Source organism: Streptomyces iconiensis (assembly GCF_028657195.3).
GTDB classification, from domain to species: domain Bacteria; phylum Actinomycetota; class Actinomycetes; order Streptomycetales; family Streptomycetaceae; genus Streptomyces; species Streptomyces iconiensis.
On record NZ_JANCPR020000048.1, the window covers coordinates 1 to 21,205 of the forward strand.

The 21,205-nt window shown below is 72.3% G+C and carries 15 protein-coding genes; 6 read left to right on the forward strand and 9 right to left on the reverse strand.

Annotated features, from left to right (window positions below):
- Nucleotides 1-240: 240 nt before the first annotated feature.
- The 3 genes from NMN56_RS34185 to NMN56_RS34195 all read left to right on the forward strand — a co-directional run bounded on the left by NMN56_RS34185 (nt 241) and on the right by NMN56_RS34195 (nt 3,465).
- The gene (locus NMN56_RS34185; protein WP_274047470.1) at nt 241-1,698 is read left to right on the forward strand and encodes a catalase; all 1,458 of its coding nucleotides are present in this window, start codon (nt 241-243) and stop codon (nt 1,696-1,698) included.
- Between the two features lie 501 nt (nt 1,699-2,199).
- Nucleotides 2,200-2,907, forward strand: a complete 708-nt coding sequence (locus NMN56_RS34190; RefSeq protein WP_274047469.1) for a hypothetical protein — start codon at nt 2,200-2,202, stop codon at nt 2,905-2,907.
- A gap of 234 nt (nt 2,908-3,141) precedes the next feature.
- On the forward strand, nt 3,142-3,465 hold the full coding sequence (locus NMN56_RS34195) for a DUF6191 domain-containing protein (RefSeq protein ID WP_274047468.1): 324 nt from the start codon (nt 3,142-3,144) through the stop codon (nt 3,463-3,465).
- A gap of 57 nt (nt 3,466-3,522) precedes the next feature.
- On the opposite strand, the gene NMN56_RS34200 is transcribed toward NMN56_RS34195, so the two are convergent.
- The gene (locus NMN56_RS34200; protein ID WP_274047467.1) at nt 3,523-5,223 is read right to left on the reverse strand and encodes an AMP-binding protein; all 1,701 of its coding nucleotides are present in this window, start codon (nt 5,221-5,223) and stop codon (nt 3,523-3,525) included.
- 260 nt (nt 5,224-5,483) lie between these two features.
- On the opposite strand from NMN56_RS34200, the gene NMN56_RS34205 reads away from it, so the two are divergent.
- Nucleotides 5,484-6,509 (forward strand): endonuclease/exonuclease/phosphatase family protein, encoded by a 1,026-nt coding sequence (locus NMN56_RS34205; protein WP_274047466.1) that lies wholly within the window; start codon nt 5,484-5,486, stop codon nt 6,507-6,509.
- A gap of 134 nt (nt 6,510-6,643) precedes the next feature.
- On the opposite strand, the gene NMN56_RS34210 is transcribed toward NMN56_RS34205, so the two are convergent.
- Nucleotides 6,644-8,611, reverse strand: a complete 1,968-nt coding sequence (locus NMN56_RS34210; RefSeq protein WP_274047465.1) for a helix-turn-helix domain-containing protein — start codon at nt 8,609-8,611, stop codon at nt 6,644-6,646.
- Nucleotides 8,612-8,777: 166 nt separating this feature from the next.
- On the opposite strand from NMN56_RS34210, the gene NMN56_RS34215 reads away from it, so the two are divergent.
- Nucleotides 8,778-9,800, forward strand: a complete 1,023-nt coding sequence (locus NMN56_RS34215; RefSeq protein ID WP_274047464.1) for an ArsR/SmtB family transcription factor — start codon at nt 8,778-8,780, stop codon at nt 9,798-9,800.
- A 34-nt stretch (nt 9,801-9,834) separates the two neighbouring features.
- Here the strand turns inward: NMN56_RS34215 and NMN56_RS34220 are convergent, their stop codons facing one another.
- The 5 genes from NMN56_RS34220 to NMN56_RS34240 form a co-directional block, all read right to left on the reverse strand.
- The gene (locus NMN56_RS34220; protein ID WP_274047462.1) at nt 9,835-11,058 is read right to left on the reverse strand and encodes an XdhC family protein; all 1,224 of its coding nucleotides are present in this window, start codon (nt 11,056-11,058) and stop codon (nt 9,835-9,837) included.
- Between the two features lie 238 nt (nt 11,059-11,296).
- A complete protein-coding gene (locus tag NMN56_RS34225) occupies nt 11,297-12,775 on the reverse strand; it encodes an NCS2 family permease (protein WP_274047461.1) in 1,479 nt (492 codons plus the stop codon).
- Between the two features lie 192 nt (nt 12,776-12,967).
- Nucleotides 12,968-15,349: a xanthine dehydrogenase subunit D gene (gene pucD, locus NMN56_RS34230; protein WP_274047460.1), complete on the reverse strand. Its 2,382-nt coding sequence runs from the start codon at nt 15,347-15,349 to the stop codon at nt 12,968-12,970.
- Nucleotides 15,349-15,876: a (2Fe-2S)-binding protein gene (locus NMN56_RS34235; protein ID WP_274047459.1), complete on the reverse strand. Its 528-nt coding sequence runs from the start codon at nt 15,874-15,876 to the stop codon at nt 15,349-15,351. The genes pucD and NMN56_RS34235 overlap by 1 nt, the downstream gene beginning before the upstream one ends.
- The gene (locus NMN56_RS34240; RefSeq protein WP_274047458.1) at nt 15,867-16,775 is read right to left on the reverse strand and encodes an FAD binding domain-containing protein; all 909 of its coding nucleotides are present in this window, start codon (nt 16,773-16,775) and stop codon (nt 15,867-15,869) included. The genes NMN56_RS34235 and NMN56_RS34240 overlap by 10 nt, the downstream gene beginning before the upstream one ends.
- A gap of 278 nt (nt 16,776-17,053) precedes the next feature.
- On the opposite strand from NMN56_RS34240, the gene NMN56_RS34245 reads away from it, so the two are divergent.
- Nucleotides 17,054-18,856 carry a PucR family transcriptional regulator ligand-binding domain-containing protein gene (locus NMN56_RS34245; protein ID WP_274047457.1) on the forward strand — a complete coding sequence of 601 codons (1,803 nt, stop codon included), beginning with the start codon at nt 17,054-17,056 and terminating at the stop codon, nt 18,854-18,856.
- A 145-nt stretch (nt 18,857-19,001) separates the two neighbouring features.
- Here NMN56_RS34245 and NMN56_RS34250 read toward each other — a convergent pair whose 3' ends face one another.
- Together NMN56_RS34250 and NMN56_RS34255 are read right to left on the reverse strand one after the other, a co-directional pair.
- The gene (locus NMN56_RS34250; protein WP_274047456.1) at nt 19,002-19,676 is read right to left on the reverse strand and encodes a response regulator transcription factor; all 675 of its coding nucleotides are present in this window, start codon (nt 19,674-19,676) and stop codon (nt 19,002-19,004) included.
- Nucleotides 19,677-19,734: 58 nt separating this feature from the next.
- Complete coding sequence (locus NMN56_RS34255) at nt 19,735-21,189, reverse strand: sensor histidine kinase (protein WP_274047455.1); 1,455 nt, start codon at nt 21,187-21,189, stop codon at nt 19,735-19,737.
- Nucleotides 21,190-21,205: the final 16 nt, after the last annotated feature.

The following is a 21,205-nucleotide window of genomic DNA, read 5'->3' on the forward strand; positions in this document are numbered from 1 at the left end:
CCTCTAGCGGGGGGCTGTTGGGGGGCAGCGCCCCCCAACGCCCGGCCGGCGAGGCCAACGGGGGCCAGGGGGCGAAGCCCCCATCTTGAACGGAAACGGGCTTCAAATCACAGGAACAACAACAGGGGGGCACGGGGCGAAGCCCAGAAGTTTCAACAAACTGTTGACGCCCTCTCCGGCACATCCATACGCTCCAGCATGCGGAAACCCCTTTCCACATGTCTCCCAGGAAGGCCGACCATGTCGAAACCCACGCTGACAACCGAGTCCGGCGCCCCCATCGCCGACAACCAGAACAGCTCCTCCGCCGGCATAGGTGGCCCTCTCCTCCTCCAGGACCAGCACCTGCTGGAAAAGCTGGCGCGGTTCAACCGCGAACGCATCCCGGAGCGCGTGGTACACGCCCGCGGCTCAGGCGCGTACGGGTACTTCGAGGTGACGGACGACGTCAGCGCGTACACCCACGCACACTTCCTCGGCGAGGTCGGCCGCCGTACGGAGACGTTCATCAGGTTCTCGACCGTCGCCGACAACCTCGGCGGGCCCGACGCGGCCCGCGACCCCCGCGGGTTCGCGCTGAAGTTCTACACCGAGGAGGGCAACTACGACCTCGTCGGCAACAACACCCCGGTGTTCTTCATCAAGGACCCGCTGAAATTCCCCGACTTCATCCACTCACAGAAGCGCGACCCGTTCACCGGCAAGCAGGAGCCGGACAACGTGTGGGACTTCTGGGCCCACTCCCCCGAGGCGACCCACCAGGTGACCTGGCTGATGGGCGACCGCGGCATACCGGCCTCGTACCGGCACATGAACGGGTACGGCTCGCACACCTACCAGTGGACGAACGCCGACGGCGAGGTCTTCTTCGTCAAGTACCACTTCAAGACCAACCAGGGCATCCGCTGCCTCAGCAGCGAGCAGGGCGCCGAGCTGGCCGGCAAGGACCCCAACTCGCACCAGACGGACCTGCTCCAGTCCATCGAGCGCGGCGCCCGCCCCTCCTGGACGCTGCATGTGCAGGTCATGCCGGCCGCTGACGCGGCTGACTACCGGTTCAACCCGTTCGACCTGACGAAGGTGTGGCCGCACAAGGACTACCCGCTCCAGCGGGTGGGCCGCCTGGTGCTGGACCGTAACCCGGACAACGTCTTCGCCGAGGTCGAGCAGGCCGCGTTCTCGCCGAACAACTTCGTGCCTGGCATCGGCCCCTCGCCCGACAAGATGCTCCAGGGCCGCCTGTTCGCGTACGCGGACGCGCACCGCTACCGCCTGGGCGTCAACCACACCCAGCTCGCGGTCAACGCGCCCAAGGCGGCGAAGGCCGCCAACTACGGGCGTGACGGGCTGATGGCGTCCAACGCCTACGACCGGCACGCCAAGAACTACGAGCCCAACTCCTACGACGGCCCCGCCGAGACCGGTGCGGCGCTGTCGGCCCCCCGCCCCGTCACCGGGCACACCGGCACCCATGAGGCGCCGGCGCACTCCAAGGACGACGACTTCTTCCAGGCGGGCGAGCTGTACCGGCTGATGTCCGAGGAGGAGAAGGGCAGGCTGGTCGCCAACATCGCCGGCGGCCTCTCGCAGGTCTCGCACGAGGCCGTCGTGGAGAAGAACATCGCTCACTTCAGCGCCGCCGACACCGAGTACGGGCAGCGCGTCGAGGACGCGGTGCGCGCGCTTCAGGAGGGCTGAACGCCCCCGCAGCAAGCACGCGCACCGGCAGCAGCGTGCCGGGCCGATTGGGAGGTCGGCCCGATACGCGCCCCCGTTGTGGACGGCCCGTTTGATGAGGGGTGGCCGTCCACGGCGGGGGCATTCACGTGCCGCCGCAGGCGGCATTCACGCGGCGCCGCAGGCGGCATACACGCTGAGCGGTGAAGACATTCACATGGCGCGGCGACGACATCCACGTTGCGCCGCGGGGGACATTCACACGGCGCGGCGGGAACATCGCGTAGCGCCGCAGGCGGCATTCACGTTGCGCCGCGAGGGACATTCACCTGGCGCGGGCCCGACCAAACGCACGGCCCCGGCCGCACTCACGGCCCACGAACGGCCCGCGAACGGTTCGCGACTGGTTCGCGAACGTCCCGACCAGCGGCGACCCCACCCGTTCCGCTTCGCAATTCCGGCGCCATCATGGACGATTGGAGACGCTGAACCGCCCGTTGATCTGTGCCAGGAGCCGAAAAGATGGCTGAGAGTGTGCTCGTGCGCTGCCCCGTGTGCCGTCGCGAGCACAGCTATACGGCGCCCGTATACCCCTGCGGCTGCGGGGCGCCCGTCACGCTGCCGCTGCTCGGCTCCGCCGCGCCCGTCCCGATCAGGCACCGTACCTGGGCGGACTCCTGGGTCTCCGTGCGGTGCGGCGCTTGCGGGAGCCTCGACGAGTGGCCGCAGCCCGAACTCGGCTGCGACTGCGGGACATCGCTGCGCATGCCCGTCACACCGGCCGGGCCCGCCGGCACGCCGGAGGCCGCGCAACCGCTCGTCGTACCGCGCACGGGGCAGCCCGTGCGGCGGCCCGCGTTCCAGCCGGTGACCATCCGTACGGCGCAGGACGCCAAAGCGGCAGCGGCGCAGTATCTGCGCTGGCTCGGGTTCGTGGAGGTCCGGGTGACCGAGCGGACGCCCGCCTCGGGTGTGGATCTGCGCGGCCCGGACGTGGTGGCGCACGTCGACCCCAGCACGGCGCCCACCGGACTGCGCGACATCGAGACGCTGTGGCTGAACGGGCTCAACGAGTCGGCCGTCGCCGTCTGTTTCTCCCTCGCCGGATACGTCCGCGACGCCCGGCTGCGCGCCGACGAGCTCTCCCTCCCGCTCTTCGTCCTCGACCTCACGGGCACCCCGCAACCCGTCAACGACCCGGCCGACCAGCTGATCCGCACGGTGCACTGAGCGCTCGCCGCTCCACCCTGGGGTGGAGTTCCAGGGCGGCGCCTCCGCCGCACGGGGGAAGCGGATCATGCGCCGGTCCGATCCCTGCGCGCTGTGGATCCACAACAGTGAGCCCATGGCAAGCGACGAGACGAGTCCGACGACGGCGGTCGAGGGGACCGGGCGGCCTGCGCCGCCGCTGCGGGCGAAGCGCACGGCCTCCGGGAGGCGGGACCTGTTGTGACGGTATGGCTCATGTCGTTCCCGGCGTTCGTGTGTCTGCTGGTCTTGTTCGCCCTGGTGGAGAGCGGGTGGCGATGGTTCACGGGGCTGGGCCTGATCCCGTGGCTACGCAGGCGCACGGGGCGGTCCTTGGCGAGCGTTGCCTTCGATGAATTCACGGCGGTCGTGGCCGGGAACAAGACGGTGGAGCTGGAGCAGCGGCGGGTGGAGCTGCTGCGGCGGGACGACGAAGGCGACGGTGCACCGCCCCATTCCCGTATCGACCTTGCCAAGGGCACCGCGTTCATCGTGTTGCCGCGGGAACAGGAACACAGCAGACCCCGGTCGGAGGCATAGCGCGCGCCCTGTGGGCCTCGCCGTGGGGCGAGGCCGTGGGGCGAGGCCGTGCCGGCCCTACGCGCGGTACTCCGTGCCCGGCGTGCCCGACTCGCCCGCCGCGTGGGCGCGGAGTTCGACGCGGCGGATCTTGCCGGAGATGGTCTTGGGCAGATCGGCGAACTCGACGACGCGCACCCGCTTGTAGGGCGCGAGGCGCTCGCGGCAGTGGGCGATGAGGAGGCGGGCCGTGGCCTCGTCAGGGGTCCAGCCCCCGGCGAGGACGACATACGCCTTGGGCACGGCCAGCCGTACGGGGTCGGGCGAGGGAACGATCGCGGCCTCGGCCACCGCCTCGTGCTCCAGCAGGACGCTCTCCAGCTCGAACGGGCTGATCTTGTAGTCGCTGGCCTTGAAGACGTCGTCGCTCCTGCCGACGTACGTGAGATAGCCCTCGGCGTCCCGGGATCCGATGTCGCCCGTGCGGTAATAGCCGTCGGCCATCGCCGCTGCGGTGCGTTCGGGGTCGCCGTGGTAGCCGGTCATCAGACCGGCGGGGCGCTGCGACAGGTCGAGGCAGATCTCGCCCTCGTCCACGCCTGCCGCACCGGTGGCCGGGTCGACGAGCGTGACGTCGAAGCCGGGCGTCGGGCGGCCCATGGAGCCGGGTTTGAGGGGCTGGCCCGGGCTGTTGGCGACCTGGACGGCGGTCTCGGTCTGACCGAACCCGTCGCGGATGGTGACGCCCCACACGCGGCGGACATGCTCGATGACCTCGGGGTTGAGCGGTTCGCCCGCCGCCACGATCTCGCGGGGCACGCTCTTGAGGCGGGTGAGGTCGGCCTGGATGAGCATGCGCCAGACCGTGGGAGGCGCGCAGAAGCTGGTGACACCGGCGCGGTCCATCTCGGCCATCAGGCGGCTCGCGTCGAAGCGCGTGTAGTTGTGGATGAAGATCGTCGCCTCGGCGTTCCACGGCGCGAAGAAGTTGGACCAGGCGTGCTTGGCCCAGCCGGGCGAGGAGATGTTGAGGTGCACGTCCCCCGGCTGGAGGCCGATCCAGTACATCGTCGCGAGGTGCCCGACCGGGTACGAGACATGGGTGTGCTCCACCAGCTTCGGCAGGGCCGTGGTACCGGAGGTGAAGTAGAGCAGCAGGGTGTCATCGGCACGGGTCACACCGTCGGGCTCGTACGTGTCGTCCGCCTCGTACGCGTCCTCGTAGGACAGCCAGCCCTCCCGGGGCGCACCGGTCGTGCCGACGGCGATACGCGTGTAGTCCCCGGGCACGTCGGCGAACTTGGGGGTGTCCTCGCCACGGACGATCACATGCCGGGCTTCTCCCCTGCCGACGCGGTCGTTCAGCTCGTGCGGGCCGAGCTGCGGGGTGGAGGGGATGACGACGGCGCGCAGCTTCATCAGCGCGAGGAGGGTCTCCCACAGTTCGGCCTGGTTGCCGAGCATGACGATGACGCGGTCGCCCGCCCTGACTCCCCGCGCACGCAGCCAGTTGGCGACGCGGTTGGAGCGGCTGCGCATGCCGTCGAAGGTGATGGACAGCTCCTCGCCGTCCTCCTCGACGATGTGGAGCGCGGTTCCCTCGTTGCCCTCGGCGATCCTGTCGAACCAGTCGAGCGCCCAGTTGAAGTGCGCGGGCCTGGGCCACGCGAACTCGGCGCGCGCGGCGGCGTAGTCCGTCCTGTGCCGCAGCAGGATGTCGCGTGCTGCGCGGAAGGCTTCGGTGGCCTCGGTGGCCTCTGTGGATGCGGGCGGGGTCATCGTTTCCTCCTGGGCGCCTGGTGCCGGAGCCCATCGTCTCCGCAGACCGGCCACCGCACCAGCCCCGCGCACCGCCCCTGCGCGGCAGGTCAGAACGGTGGGCCCGGTGCGGCCCCGCGGTGCGCCAGGTCCCGGCGACGGGCCGGAGAGGCCGGGTGGGAAGAGGGCGGGGCGGGAAGAGGGCGGGGCCAGGGGGCCGGCGGTCCGCCTGCGGGGGGCGCGGGCCGCCGGGCCGCCGCCGGTGAGGCATCATCGGGTGTGTGTATACGGGGGCTGAGGCACGCGGAGACCGGCGCGAGGACCAGGAACGGCACAGCGCGGCGGGGCGGAGGACGGGGCGGCGGCACCCCGTGCTGGCGACGCTCGCCGCGCTCGTACTCGCGGGGCTGAGCGTGCCGCTGGCAGTGCGTGCCGCCGGGTCCGACGGGGTGACGCCCGTGCCCCAACTCCTCGCGTTCCTCCCCTGGTTCCTGGCCCCCACCTGGCTCGCGCTGCTCGGCGCCGCGCTGGCCCGCAGGCCGCTGCTGCTCGTGTGGGGGCTGGCGGTGCTGGCCGCGACGGGGTGGTTCCTCCAGCCGTACGGGAGCACGGCGCCCGACGGCGCTGCGGGGCGCCAGGGGAAGGCGCAGTTCCGGGTGCTGACCTCCAACCTCCAGCGCGGTGGGGCCCTGCCCGACCTGCTGGAGACGGTGCGCAGGGAGCGCCCGCAGATCGTGTCCATACAGGAGTGCGACAGTGCGTGCGCCGACGCGCTGCGCACACCGGAGCTGCGCAAGGCGTATCCGCACCGGGTGATCGCGGACGGCAGACCGGCCGAGGGCTCCGCGCTGCTGAGCGTCTACCCGCTGGGCGAGAAGAGCGAGGTGCCGGCGCGGCTGGCGATGCCGGGCGCCGTCGCGAAGATCGGCGGCGAGGAGGTGCGCCTCCAGGTGGCGCATCCGATGCCGCCTGACCTCGGCGAACTCGGGCCCTGGCGTACGGAGCTGGGCCGTCTGCGCTCCTACGCCGCCTCCGGCGGTGACCGGCCCACGCTCATCGCGGGCGACTTCAACTCCTCCGCCGACCACGCGGCCTTCCGCGCCGTCCTCGACACGGGCCTGCACGACACCGCCCGTATGCTCGGCCAGTCCCGCACCCCCACCTGGCCCGCCACCACCGCTCCCCCGCTGGGCACCCAGATCGACCACGTGCTGGTGAGCCGCCAACTGGTGCCCCTGGAGGCGAAGTTCCTCGACTTCGCGGGGACCGACCACCGCGCCCTGCTGGTGGACCTCAAGCTCTTCTGAGGGCTGAGGGCCGACACCGGACGCGGGCCGGCTGTGTCCGTCAGCACGCCGGGACGCCGGCCGGCTGTGTCCTTTAGCGCGCCGGGGCTGTGTCCATCAGCACGCCGGGCCCCGCCGCTGGTCGAGCGGCCGAATCACCCCTTCCGGGCCCGGTGTTCGACCAGTACGGGTTCCTCGCCGAAGACCAGGCGCTCGCCGGGGCGCACCGGTTTCTCTGAGCCGTCCATGGCACGCAGCACGCGGGCGCCCTCGCCCAGCCGGACGTCGGCCTCTCCCCGCGTGGTCCAGTACACGAGGAGCCGCTTGTCCCCGCGTTCGAAGCGGCAGGTGTACGCGCCCCGGTCGAGGCCCATCCGGGCGCCGTTGCCGCACGAGGTGATGCCGGCCCCCTCCAGCCACCCCCGCAGCCGCCCGACGCGCCGCGCCGCCTCGGTGGGCTGCCCGCCGGCGAGCTGGATCACGAGGGGCACGTCGGGGCTGCCCCAACTGTAGAAGTACGTGCGGCGCAGCCCCTGGTCCTTGACGTAGAGGCCCGTCAGGTAGAAGCGCACCGCGTAGTCGCGCGCACGGCGCGCGTCGAGGTGTTTCCTGATGGCCACGTCCTCGTCGGGGCCCGTGTTCCACAGCGCGGTGCGCCCCCTGCCCTCGCTGTAGAAGAGCCGCTGGACGCTCTTGATCAGCGTCACCATCTCCTCGGGGCGCCCGTCGGCCCTGCGCGGCGGCAGCTTGAGCGCGGCGACGTCGCAGTACTCGTACGCGCCCGTCCTGATGAACTTCCGCAGCAGCTCACGCCCCCGCTTCTGCCACAGCGAGCCGAAGGAGGGGCAGGTCGTCTGTGCCTTGGGGTCCTCCTCGCGGATGATCCGGGAAGCGCGCTCGACCATGTCGGCGAGGGTCGGGAGCGAACCGCTGTACACGCCGGGGTCGCTGGGGTAGTCCCACAGCTCGTACGCCTCGATCCGGCCCCGGTAGCGGGAGGCGAGGGCGCGGATGAAGCGGTCCCAGTCGGCCAGGTCGTCGGGGGGCGCGGCGCGCGCGTCGGCGAACACGGACCTGGCCCCCTCGGGCGCCGCCCAGTGCGGGGTACCGCCCAGCGTGAGCAGTACGGGCAGGTCCTTGCGTGCGGCGGCCTCGACCAGCCGGTCCAGCGTCTGCCACTCGAACTTGCCGCGCCGGGGCTCCAGTTGGGACCACCTGGTGCCCGAGTGCCACAGCCGTACGGACCCCGTGCCCAGGCCGGGCATCTGCCCGGTGTCGGCGCTGAGGTTCATCCCGTAGAACTCGCCGGGCACGCGCTGCGGCGCGATATGCCAGTCGGGTCCCCTGACCTCCTGCTGGTCCCCGGCGCTGTCGGACCCCGATGTGCCGGCCGTGCCCGCTGTCTCCCCTGTGCCTTCGGACCGCGCTCCCGACGGAGGGCCGCCCGTGGGGCCGCCCCGCCCGCCGCCGCCTCCGTCGCCCCCGTAGGAGACCGACAGCACCGTGGAAGGCAGCACGAGGGCGAGCAGAAGGGCCGCGACGCGCAGCCAGAAGTACGCGCGCAGCGGGGTGGGGGCCCGGACGGCGGCGGTGGGAGCGGGAGTGCCAGGCCGCCCCGCATCCGGTGCGGGGGCGGACGCGGGCACGGGAGGGGGACCGGAGGCAGGTACGGGAGTGGGTACGGGTACGGGTACGTGAGTGGGCCCGGGTGCGGGTACGGAGGTGGCCGCGCCTTCGCCGCCGGCCGCGACACCGGGGCTCTCCGCGCTCTCCGCGTCCGTGTGCGCGTCCGTGTGCGCGTCCGCGTCCGCGCCCGCGTCCGTGTCCGTATCCGCGTCCCCGGCACTCCCGGGGCCCCCGGCGCCCTCCGCACGTTCCGCGTCGATCGCCTGGCACCAGGCGCGGTAGAGCCTGTCGAGTTCGTCGCGGTCGGCGCCGCAGACGCGGGCCACCTTCTCGACGGCGCCGAAGGCGCGCGGGACGGTCGTGCCGAGGCAGTAGCGGTGCAGCGTGGACCTGCTGAGGCCCGTGCGGTGCGCGAGCGCCGTGTAACTGCGTCCGCTGCGCTGCTTGAGCAGCTCCAGCAGCTCCGCCAGCCCTGGACTCCCTGTACCGGGCGACATGGTTCCCCCTGTCCCTGGCCCCAGCCGACTGGGGCGCACCCGTCCCATCGTGTCGGAAGACTCCTGGTGGCGCCCGTCCCTCCGTCCCGTTGTCCCATCTCGTCCCTCCTTCTTGCCACGGCCCAGCGGGCACATCAAGGTCGTCCCATGGCCTCCTGGGTGACAGATGGGAGACCGCACTCAGTACATCGGGGGACTCATGCTGCGTGTGCACTTCACCGGGGGCGACCTTGCGCGGACGCGCGTCGCCGACGGTCCTGATCCGTTCTGGGAATCCGTACTCAGCCTCCACAGGCTCCGCGAGACTCGGCTGGAACCCGCCCTCTCCGGATGGCGGGAGCACGTCGCACGGACCGACGTCTCGCCGCTCCGTCAGCTGCTGCCGCTCGTTCCGCCGCGTGGGTACTTCCCGGACTTCCTCACACCCGCGGAGAGCGCACGGGGCTTCGAGACGGGGCTGGACGCTCTGCTGTCGACTCCACGTGCCCAACTGCGTTGCGAGATCGGCGCGTTGGCCGCAACGGCACCTCTGACGCCGGAGGCGCGCGACATCGCGCAGGGCAGCGCAGCCGCGCTGGAGCTGCTCGGCGGTGCGCTGCGCGCCTACCAGCACAGCGCGCTCGTACCGTGGTGGCAGCGCATCACGGCGCGGATCGAGAGCGACAGGACGTGGCGCACGAGGACCCAGTGGTACGACGGGACCGAGGCGATGCTCCGTGGTTTCGGGCCGGCGATGCGCTGGTGCCCGCCCGTGCTGGAGGCCGACTATCCGGTGGACAAGGACCTGTATCTGGAGGGCCGGGGGCTGCTCCTCATCCCGTCCTTCTTCTGCCGCCGCGCGCCGGTCGCGCTGGCCGACCCCGCGCTGCCGCCGACCCTGGTCTACCGCGCCAACGCCGGGGTGAGGCGGCAGGAACTGCCCACCCTCACCGCGGCGACCGGCCGGCATCTCGCGCGGCTCCTGGGCCATACGAGGGCGGCCGTGCTCCAGGCGCTGGGCGGGGAGTGCACGACGAGCGAGCTGGCCCGCCGCGCAGGGGTTTCCCTCTCCTCGGCGAGCGAGCACGCCTCGGTGCTCAGGGACGCGGGGCTGATCTCCAGCAGCCGCCGGCGCAACGCGGTGCACCACTCACTCACACCCGTGGGCCTCGCCCTCCTGGACGAGTCCCCGACGCCCGTGCCGCTCTGAACGGGCGCCGTCCGGCCGCCCCTTCAACCGGCCGTCAGCCCACGCCGACCGTGCCCGGCTCGTGGTGGATCGGGGTGTGCGCACCCGTCAGCGGGGCGCCGGAACCGCCGTGCCGGGCCGCGACGATCTCCGAGGCGATGGACAGGGCCGTCTCCTCCGGCGTACGGGCGCCCAGGTCAAGACCGATCGGTGAGCGGAGCGCGGCGAGTTCGGCGTCGGCGACGCCCGCCTCGCGCAGCCGGGCCAGCCGGTCCAGATGGGTGCGGCGGGAGCCCATCGCGCCCACGTACGCCAGCGGCATGCGCAGCGCCCGTTCCAGCAGCGGCACATCGAACTTGGCGTCGTGTGTGAGGACGCAGACGACCGTACGGGCGTCAGGGCGCTGGGTGTCCAGGTAGCGGTGCGGCCAGTCGACGACGATCTCGTCGGCCTCGGGGAAGCGCCTGTCCGTGGCGAAGACGGCGCGCGCGTCGCACACGGTCACGTGGTAACCGAGGAACTTGCCGACGCGCACCAGCGCGGCGGCGAAGTCGATCGCGCCGAAGACCAGCATGCGCGGCGGCGGGACCGAGGACTCCACCAGCAAGGTCACCGGCTGCCCGCACAGCCGCCCGTCGGCGCCCACGGTCACCGTCGTCGTACGCCCGGCCGCCAGCAGCGCACGGCCCTCGGCCACCGCGGTCGCGTCCAGTTCGGGGCTCCCGCCGAGCGTGCCGGCGACGCCGCCACCCGCGTACGGGGGCTCGCCCGCGTACGGGCCCTCGGCCGCGTCCGCATCCGTCTTCGGGACCGAGCCCGGGGTCGGGGCGGAGCCCGTTTCCGGGCCCAAGTGCAGTGCCGCACCCAGCAGTTCGGGTGGTCCGTCCACGATGCGGACCAGGGCCGCCGTGCCGCCGGTCGCCGCGGTGGCGACGGCCCGCGCGAAGACCGCGCGGAGCGGCGAGTCCGCGCGTACGGGGGTGACCAGGATGTCGATGATGCCGCCGCAGGTGAGGCCGACGGCGAAGGCGTCCTCGTCGCTGTACCCGAAGGTCTCGCGGGCGCTCTCGCCCGACTCCAGCGCCTGCTGGCACAGTTCGTACACCGCGCCTTCCACACAGCCGCCGCTCACGCTGCCCACCGCCTCGCCCGCCGTGTCGACCGCGAGGGCCGCGCCCGGCTGGCGCGGGGCGCTGCCGCCTACGCCGACGACGGTCGCGACGGCGAAGTCGCGGCCTTCGCCGCACCACGTGTGCAGGGCTGCGGCGATGTCCAGCATGTGCCTTCTCCTTGGTGTCGTGTGCTGCCCCCGAGCGTATGCCCGGGGCCCGCGCCTTCCCCTGTTGCTCCGGGGGCCGCGGGGACTGCGAGGGCCGCGGCTGCGGGGGTCTGTGGCTGCGGGGACGGGGCGTGCGGGGCCTGTGGCGGACCTGCGGAGACCCGGCCCTGACGTGCGTGGAGCTGAGGCGGCAGCGCCCCAGCTCCACGTACCTCGGAACAGCCGGCCCGGGAGGGGCCTACGCGCCCAGCCAGCGCTCGATGGGGCTGAGCGCGAAGTAGGCGAGGAAGACCACGCCGAGCACCCACATGAGCCAGCCGGGCTCGCGCCAGCGGCCCTGGACGGCCTTGATGAGGACGTACGCGATGATCCCTGCGGCGATGCCGGCGGTGATGGAGTACGTGAACGGCATCAGCACGGTCGTCAGGAAGACGGGGATCGACGTGGCGGGGTCGGTCCAGTCGATGTGCATCGCGTTCGTCATCATCATCGAGCCGATGACGACGAGCGCGGCTGCCGCCACCTGTGGAGGGATCACCTGCGCGAGCGGCGTGAAGAACAGACAGAGGGCGAAGCCGAGTCCGGTGACCACGCTGGCGAGCCCGGTGCGGGCACCGTCGCCGACGCCGGCCGTCGATTCGACGAAGACCGTCTGCCCCGAGGCACCGGCGAAGCCGCCGACGACTCCACCGGCGCCGTCGATGGCGAGGGCCTTGTTGAGGCCCGGCATACGGCCCTTCTCGTCGGCGAGCCCGGCCTGCTGGCCGATGCCGATGATGGTGCCGATCGCGTCGAAGAACCCGGCGAGTACGAGGGTGAAGACGATGACGCCGATGGTGATCCCGCCGACGTCACCGAGGCCCTTGAACGAGACGGAGCCGAACAGCCCGAAGTCGGGCGAGCTGACGAAGGAACCGCTGATCTCGGGCGCGTTCCGGCCGCCCCAGTCCTTCTTCGTCAGACCGGCGAACTGGTGGACGAGCGCGGCGAGCACGGTGCCGCCGACGATGCCGATGAGGATCGCTCCCGGCACCTTGCGCACCTGGAGCGCGAAGATCAGCAGCACGGTGACCGAGAAGCACAGCACGGGCCAGCCGGTGAGCATGTCCGTCGTGCCGAGCTGGATGGGCTTCTCGCCCGGCACCCCGCCGGGCCCCGGCATGGAGGTGACGAAGCCGGCCTGGACGAGGCCGATGAGGCAGACGAACAGGCCGATGCCCATGGTGATGGCGTGTTTCAGCGCCAACGGGATCGCGTTCATGATGAGTTCGCGGAGCCCGGTGACCACGAGCAGGATGATGACGCCGCCGTAGATGAGGCACATCGCCATCGCGTTGCCCCAGGTCATCTCGGGGACGACCTGGAAGGCCATGACGGCGGAGACGCTCAGTCCCGCGGCGAGCGCGAGGGGAACGTTGCCGAGGAAGCCCATCACGATCGTGGTCACCGCGGCGGCGAGCGCCGTCGCCGTGGTGACCTGGCCGCCGTCCAGCTTGTGTCCCGCGACATCGGGGACCGAGAGGATGACGGGGTTGAGCAGCACGATGTAGGCCATCGCCATGAAGGTGGTGACACCGCCACGGACCTCGCGGCCGTACGTCGATCCTCTGTCGGATATGTGGAAGTACCGGTCGAGCCACGAGCGTCCGGCGGGAACACGCGAGCCGCCGCCCGCGTCCTCCGCCGACGTCGTCGGCCCAACTGTGGACTGGGTCATGTGTACTGACTCCCAAGGTTCATAGGTGCACCCCGGCAACCACCGAGGATTTGGGACACACGACCCGGGGGACGGCCCGAGCCGGGATTCTGTGAAGCGCCGTGCCTGCCCCCTCCCTCCCCGCCGCGGCGGGGCGGCGCTTGAGCGGGAGGGGGCACACGGGGGAAGCGCTCCCCCGCGAGTCGGAAGGGCTCAGCCGACGATGTGCTCCGGGCGCACCGGAACCCGCGGCAGCGCGCGGCCCGTAGCGGCGCGGACAGCCGCCATGACGGCGGGCGTCGACGACAGGGTCGGCGCCTCGCCCGCGCCGCGCAGCCCGTACGGGGCGTGCTCGTCGGCGAGTTCGAGCACATCGACGGGGATCGTCGGCGTGTCGAGGATCGTCGGGATCAGGTAGTCCGTGAAGGACGGGTTGCGTACCTTCGCCTGCGGATCCACGACGATCTCCTCCATCACGGCCAGGCCCAGGCCCTGTGTGGTGCCGCCCTGGATCTGGCCGACGACGGCGTCGGGGTTCATCGCCTTGCCGACGTCCTGCGCGCAGGCAAGCTCGATGACCTTGACGAGGCCGAGTTCGGTGTCCACCTCGACGACGGCGCGGTGCGCGGCGAAGGAGTACTGGACGTGGCCGAAGCCCTGCCCCGTGACGAGGTCGAACGCCTCGGTGGGGCGGTGGCGCCACTCGCTCTCGGCTTCGAGCGGTTCGTCGCCGAGTACGTCGATGAGGGCGGCGAGCACCTCGCCGCCTTCGGTGACGACCTTGCCGCCCTCCAGGAGCAGTTCGGCCGTGGCCCACGCGGGGTGGTAGGTGCCGAGGCGTTCCCTGCCGCGTGCGAGTACCTTCTCGCGCAGCAGCTCGCACACGTGCTTGACGGCGCCGCCCGTGACGTACGTCTGGCGGGAGGCCGAGGTGGATCCGGCCGAGCCGACCTGGGTGTCGGCCGGCTGGATGGTGACCTGGGTGACGCCGAGTTCCGTGCGCGCGATCTGCTGGTGCACGGTGACGCCGCCCTGGCCGACCTCGGCCGCTGCCGTGTGGACCATCACGACGGGTTCGCCGCCGACGGCCTGGATGCGCACGCGCGCGGTGGAGTAGTCGTCGAAGCCCTCGGAGAACCCGACGTTCTTGATCCCGACCGCGTAGCCGACCCCGCGTACGACGCCCTCGCCGTGGCTGGTGTTGGACAGCCCGCCGGGCAGGGCCCGTACGTCGGTGCTCATGGCGTCGCCCGCGCCGGTCTCCCACTGCTTCTCCGGCGGCAGCGGCCTGGCCTTGACGCGGCGCAGGAGTTCGGCGACGGGTGCGGGCGCGTCCACCGTCTGGCCCGTGGGCATGGTCGCGCCCTGGGACATGGCGTTGCGCTGCCTGAACTCGACCGGGTCGAGGCCGAGTTCGGCGGCGACCTTGTCCATCTGCGCCTCGTAGGCGAAGCACGCCTGCACGGCGCCGAAGCCGCGCATGGCGCCGCAGGGCGGGTTGTTGGTGTAGAGCGCCAGGGCCTCGATCTCGACGTCGTCGACGACGTAGGGGCCAGCGGCGTGCGAGGACGCGTTGCCGACGACGGCGGGTGAGGCCGAGGCGTAGGCGCCGCCGTCCAGCACGATGCGGCAGCGGATGTGGGTGAGCTTGCCTTCGCGGGTGGCGCCGTGCTCGTACCAGAGCTTGGCCGGGTGCCTGTGCACATGCCCGAAGAAAGACTCGGAGCGGTTGTAGACCATCTTGACCGGCTTGCCGGTGCGCAGCGCGAGCAGGCAGGCGTGGATCTGCATGGACAGGTCCTCGCGCCCGCCGAAGGCGCCGCCGACGCCGGAGAGCGTCATCCGGACCTTGTCCTCGGGCAGGCCGAGTACGGGCGCGATCTGCCGCAGGTCGGAGTGGAGCCACTGGGTCGCGACATACAGGTCGACGCCGCCGTCCTCCGACGGCACGGCGAGCCCCGACTCGGGGCCGAGGAACGCCTGGTCCTGCATGCCCACTTCGTACTCGCCCGACACGATCACGTCGGCCCGCTCGGCCGCGGCGCGCACGTCGCCGCGCAGCACGGGCTGGCGGTGGACGATGTTGGGGTGCGGGACATGCCCCGCATGGTGGTCGTCACGGTCGGGGTGGAGCACGGCCGCGCCCTCGCCGATGGCGGACTCCTCGTCGTGGATGACGGGCAGCTCGCGGTACTCGACGCGGATCTTCGCCGCCGCCCTGCGCGCGGTCTCGGGGTGGTCGGCTGCGACGAGCGCGACGGGCTCGCCGTGGTGCCGTACCCGGCCGTGTGCGAGCGCGGGGGTGTCCTGGATCTCCAGGCCGTAGTTCTTCTGCTCGGTCGGCAGGTCGTCGTAGGTGAGGACGGCGTACACGCCGTCCTGCTTGACGGCCTCGCCGATGTCGATCGAGAGGATCTCGGCGTGCGCGTGCGGGCTGCGCAGGGTGCAGCCCCACAGCATGTCCTCGTGCCACATGTCGGACGAGTAGGCGAACTCGCCCGTGACCTTGAGGGTGCCGTCGGGGCGCAGGGCGCTGTCGCCGACGCGGCCTTCGGCGCGGTCGGTCCCTGTGGCCTCATTGAGCTTGGTGGCCATCAGACCTTGCCCTCGACTTTCTCCGCGTCCTGGCGCGCCGCGGCGAGCCGGACGGCGTCGAGGATCTTCTCGTAGCCGGTGCAGCGGCACAGGTTCCCCGACAGTGCCTCGCGGATGTCGGCGTCGGAGGGCTGCGGGGTGCGCTCGATCAGCTCGTCGGCCGCGACCAGCAGGCCGGGGGTGCAGAAGCCGCACTGTACGGCGCCCGCGTCGATGAACGCCTGCTGTACGGGGGCGAGTTCGGCCGCCCCTTCCTCGGTGCCCGTGCCGTCACGCTTCCGCGCGTACTCGGGCAGGCCCTCGACGGTGACGAGGTCGCGGCCCTCGGCCTGGCCTGCGGCGACGAGGCAGGCGCACACGGGTTCGCCGTCGAGGCGGACCGTACAGGAGCCGCACTCGCCCTGTTCGCAGGCGTTCTTGGAGCCGGGGAGGCCCATGCGCTCACGCAGGACGTAGAGCAGGGACTCGCCCTCCCACACGTCGTCGGCCTCGTGTCGCCGTCCGTTGACGGTGAATGTCACGCGCACTGCGCGCCTCCTTCGGTCGTGCGGCCCTGGGAGCCGCCCTTGCGGTAGCTCTCCCAGGTCCAGCCCAGGGTTCTGCGTGCCATGACACCGACGGCGCGACGGCGGTATGCGGCGCTGCCGCGTACGTCGTCGATCGGGTTGCAGGCGCCGACGCACAGCTCGGCGAACTCGCGCGCCAGCGAAGGCGGCAGGGTGGCGCGGCTGTTCCAGTAACCGCCGTCCTCCAGCGCCGCGTTGAGGAAGTCCTCGGCGACGCGGGCGCGCAGCGGGGTCGGCGCGACGGAGCCGAGGCCGGCGCGGACCACGCGGGACTCGGGGTGCAGCGCGATACCGAAGGCGCAGACGGCGATGACCATCGCGTTACGGGTGCCGACCTTGGAGAACTGCTGGGGACCCTGGGCCTTCCGTACATGGACGTTCTTGATCAGTTCATCGTCGGCGAGCGCGTTGCGCTTCACCCCTGTGTAGAACTCCTCAACGGGGATGAACCGGGTGCCCCGCACCGACTCCGCCTCCACCTCGGCGCCCGCTGCGAGCAGCGCGGGGTGCGAGTCCCCTGCGGGGGAGGCGGCGCCGAGGTTTCCGCCGACGCTGCCGCGGTTGCGGATCTGCGGGGAGCCGACGGTGTGCGAAGCCAGTGCGAGGCCCGGCAGTTCGGTGGCGAGCCTGTCGATGATCCGCGCGTAGGGCACGGAGGCGCCGATCCGGACGTTCTCCTCACCGACCTCCCATTCGTGCAGGTCGCGGATGCGGTTCAGGTCCATGAGATGACCGGGGCGGCGCGCATCGAAGTTGATCTCGACCATCACGTCGGTGCCGCCCGCGATGGGCACAGCTGAAGGATGCTCGGCCTTCGCGGCGAGCGCCTCCTCCCAAGTGGCCGGGCGCAGGAACTCCATGGGTGTCTCTTCTCGGTGGGTCGGTGGGGCTACAGCGGAATGTGGCTCAGTACACAGACAGGTACCCCGCCCGGTGCAGTCACCGAAAACATGAAGCGTTTGGCTGGTCGGCCACCCGGTCTTGTAGATTCGGACGAACATCTGGAGACCAGCCGACCGGAGAACCTCACGGCTTCCTTCTGGCACCACCGGACGCCGGAGGCCGCCGCGACTGGTCCGCTCCGGAACTGGCCCCCTCCCCTACGACGGTCCCCGACAGAACGGCAGGCGACGACGCGATGCGGCTGCGCGCACTCCTGGAGAACGACTCTCTGGGCCTCAGACTCCTCGGCGGCGAGGAGGAGCTGGACCGTACGGTGCGCGGGGTCATGACCACCGACCTGCGCGACCCCAGCCGCTACCTCACCGGCGGCGAACTGGTCCTGACCGGGCTGGCCTGGCGGCACGCGCCGGAGGACTCCGAGCCTTTCGTCCGCATCCTGGCCGCTGCCGGTGTCGCGGGCCTGGCCGCCGGCGAGGCGGAACTCGGCAGCGTCCCCGACGACATGGTCGTCGCCTGCGCCCGGCACCGGCTGCCGCTGTTCGCCGTCACCGAGGCCGTCGCCTTCGCCACCATCACCGAACACGTGGTCCGCCAGGTCTCGACGGAGCGCGCGGGAGACCTGGCCGCCGTGGTCGACAGGCACCGGCGGCTGATGTCCTCCGGCCCGGCGGGCGGCGGCGCCGATGTCGTCCTCGACCTGCTGGGCTCCGACCTGGACCTGGCCGCGTGGGTGCTCTCGCCGACGGGCCGCCAGATCGCGGGCCCCAGCCAGGGCCCCGAACTGCCGCCCGGCGCCGGGGCACGGCTGGCGGGCGAGCACCTGGCGGCCGTACGCACCGGACGGCGCGGCCCGCACCGTACGACGGACGGCGGCGCCTCCTACTCCCTCTTCCCCGTGCGCGGCGAGGGCCGCGACGTGCGCGAGACGCTGCTGTCCGACTGGCTGCTCGCCGTAGCTGCCGACACGGGCGACTGGCCCGCCGAGCGGCTCGACCTGCTCCAGGGCGTCACCCAGCTCATCGCCGTCGAACGCGACCGCCGCGACGCTTCCCGTACGGTGCGGCGCAGGCTCGCGCAGGAGGTGCTGGAGCTGGTGCAGGCGGGAGCGCCGCCTGCCGAGATCGCCGCACGCCTGCGCGTCGCCGCACCCGTGCTGCTGCCGGGGCTGGGCGCGGCGCCGCACTGGCAGGTCATCGTGGCCCGCGTCGAGTGGGACACCACAGGACCCGCGGGCTCACCCGGCCCCGCCGACCCCGCACACCAACTCGACGGCGGCGCGATCGCCCAGTCACTCCTGGAAGAGCTGCTGGTCGACCCCCGTACGCCGGGCGCCGACGGCTCGGACCGTATCGCGGTGGCACAGGTGGACGGCGAGGCGGTGGCGCTCGTACCGCTGCCCTCGGGCCGCACCGAGGAGGCCGAGAGCGCGACCGAGAGCACGGCCGAGGGCGCCGCCGACGGCGCGGGAACCGGTACGAACGGCCGCGCGGCCCCCGCGGCCGAGGCCAGGACCGACGCGCTGGCCGGGCTCGGCGGCGACGAAGGGCTGCACGCCGACGCGCTGCTCGCCGCCGTACAGGAACCGCTCGGCCGGGGCCTCGCCGACGACGGACGGCTCACCCTGGGCGTCAGCGCGGCCGTGCACTCGGCCGAGGGGCTGCGCGGCGCGCTGGAGGAGGCCAGGCACGCACGCCGCGTCGCCGCCGCAAGGCCCGGCAGCGTCCGCGCCGCCGGACACGAGGAACTGGCCTCACACGTCCTGCTGCTTCCCTTCGTGCCCGACGACGTACGACGCGCCTTCACCGCGCGCCTGCTGGACCCGCTCCGCGACTACGACCGCAAACACCGCGCCGAACTGGTGCCCACGCTGGAGGCGTTCCTCTCCTCAGACGGCTCCTGGACCCGCTGCGCCTCCCGCCTCCACCTCCACGTCAACACCCTCCGCTACCGCGTCGGCCGCATCGAACAGCTCACCGGCCGCAACCTGGCCCGCCTGGAAGACAAGCTGGACTTTTTCTTGGCATTGCGGATGAGTTGAGGCCCGCACGCGGGTCGGCCGAGGTTCCGGCCGGGGGTCCGGGGGTTGCCCCCGGGACAGCACAGCCTGGCGCTACGGATGAGTTGAGGCCGCACGTAGACCGGCGGGGCCCGGGGGCGCCATACGAACCTCGGCCGGGCCCGGCCTACGAGGGTTCGGGCTGGTCCGGCGTGCGGGCCGGGTGGCGTAGGTAGGCGAGGACCGCGAGGACTCTGCGGTGGTCGTCGGGTGCGGGGGGCAGGTCGAGCTTGGTGAGGATGGAGCGTACGTGCTTGACGACCGCGGCCTCGCTCACGACGAGGGTGCGCGCGATGCCCCCGTTCGACCGTCCCTCGGCCATCGCGCCGAGCACCTCGCGCTCGCGTGCGGTGAGGCGGCGCAGCGCCGAGGGTTCGCGTCGGCGGCTGAGCAGCCGGCGTACGACCTCCGGGTCGATGACGGTGCCGCCCGCTGTCACACGTTCCACGGCCTCGATGAACTCGGCGACCTCGCCGACCCTGTCCTTGAGCAGATAGCCCACGCCGTCACCTGTGGCCAGCAGATCGGCGGCGTAGGAGTTCTCCACGTACTGCGACAGGACGAGAACGGGCAGCATGGGGCGTCCGGCGCGGAGTTCGAGCGCGGCCCGCAGGCCCTCGTCGCGCAGTCCTGGCGGCATCCGCACGTCGGTGACCACGAGATCGGGTTCGTGGCGTGCCACGGCGTCGAGGAGCGACCTGGCGTCCCCGACGCCCTCGCACACCTCGTGGCCGAAGCGCGTGAGGATCTGGGTGAGTCCCTCGCGCAACAGTACCGAGTCCTCGGCGATCACCAGCCGCATGGTCTCCCGTTCCTGAGTCAGCGGGCTCGTACGGTGCGGGCCGCAGGAAGCGCTGCCCTCACTCGCACGGCAACTCCATCCGCACCACGGTCGGCCCGCCTGCGGGGCTGGAGAGGCGCAGCCGCCCCTCGTGGACGGCCAGCCGGTCCGCGAGCCCGGTCAGCCCGGTCCCGCGGGCGGGTTCGGCCCCGCCCCTGCCATCATCCCTGACCTCGACGGTCAGCTCGCCGCCGCCCCGTGCGGTCACGGACGTGCGTACGGTCACGGAGGCCCGTGCGGCGCCGCTGTGCTTGGCGACGTTCGCCAGCGCCTCGGCGACGGCGAAGTACGCGGCGCCCTCCACCGCTTCGGGCGGCCGTACGGACCCGAGCCGCACATCGACGTCCACGGGCACGGGCGATGTCTCCGCCAGGGACTCGACGGCCTCCCCCAGCCCTCTGTCCGTGAGCACGGAGGGGTGGATGCCGTGGACGAGGTCGCGCAGCTCGCCGAGTACGGCGCGTGCCTCGTCCTGGGCGCGGGCCACGAGTGCGGGATCGGCGTCGAGCTTGGCGAGGCCCAGGGTCATGATGAGCCCGGTGAGCCGCTGCTGCGCCCCGTCGTGGAGGTCGCGTTCGATGCGGCGGCGTTCGACCTCGAAGGCGTCGGCGAGGCGGGCGCGCGAGGCCGTGACCTCGGTGAGCCGCTCGTCGAGTTCCCGCTCGCGGCGCGGGCCGACCAGTACGGCGCGGGCCAGCGCTGCACGTGCGCCCGCTACGCCCGCGACCACGTACGCGGCGATCACGGCGAAGACCGGCGTCAACAGCAGCCAGGGGTACACCTGTTCAGGCCGGGTGAGGGTGATCCCCTCGCCGTACACCACCTGGTCACCGTCCAGGACGATGATCAGCGCGAAGGGCTGGCTGATGACCAGTGCACCGGCGAGGACGGCCACGGTCAGGTCGACGGCCGCCAGTACGGCGTTGAGCAGCGCGAACCCGAACTCCATCCAGCTCGCCGGCGACTTCGCGCGCCGCCACAGCACGCGCACCAGGCGCAGCCGCCCGCGCACCTCGGCCCCCGTGCCCGGCGGTTCGCCGTGCGGCGAGGGCGTCCCGCGCGGGTCGAGCCAGCGCAGGCGGCGCCGCTCCAGCGCGGCGAGCCCGGCGGCCGAAACGGGGATGCACAGCAGCGCGAGGATGCCGATCCCTGCGGGCAACAGCAGCACACCCGCGACGATCAGGAACGCCGTGAGGAAGAGCCAGCCGATGCCGAGCAGTCCCCCGGTCAGCAGGTAACCGAACGCGCGCCAGGGCCAGGAGGAGAACAGGAAGCGAAGGGGCCCGCGTGCGACGGCCTGCCATACGCTGCCGCGTCCGGCCCCCGGTTCCGCCTCCCCCGGCCGACCGGCACCCCCCTGCCGGAAGCGCCGCCGCCCGCCACTCAGCTCACCACGGCCGCCCTCTCCGCCGCCGCTGCCCTTCCCGCCTCCGCCTCTGCTTCCGTCTCCGGGCGAGCCCTCCGGCCGGGGCACGTTCCCCCGCCCGCGA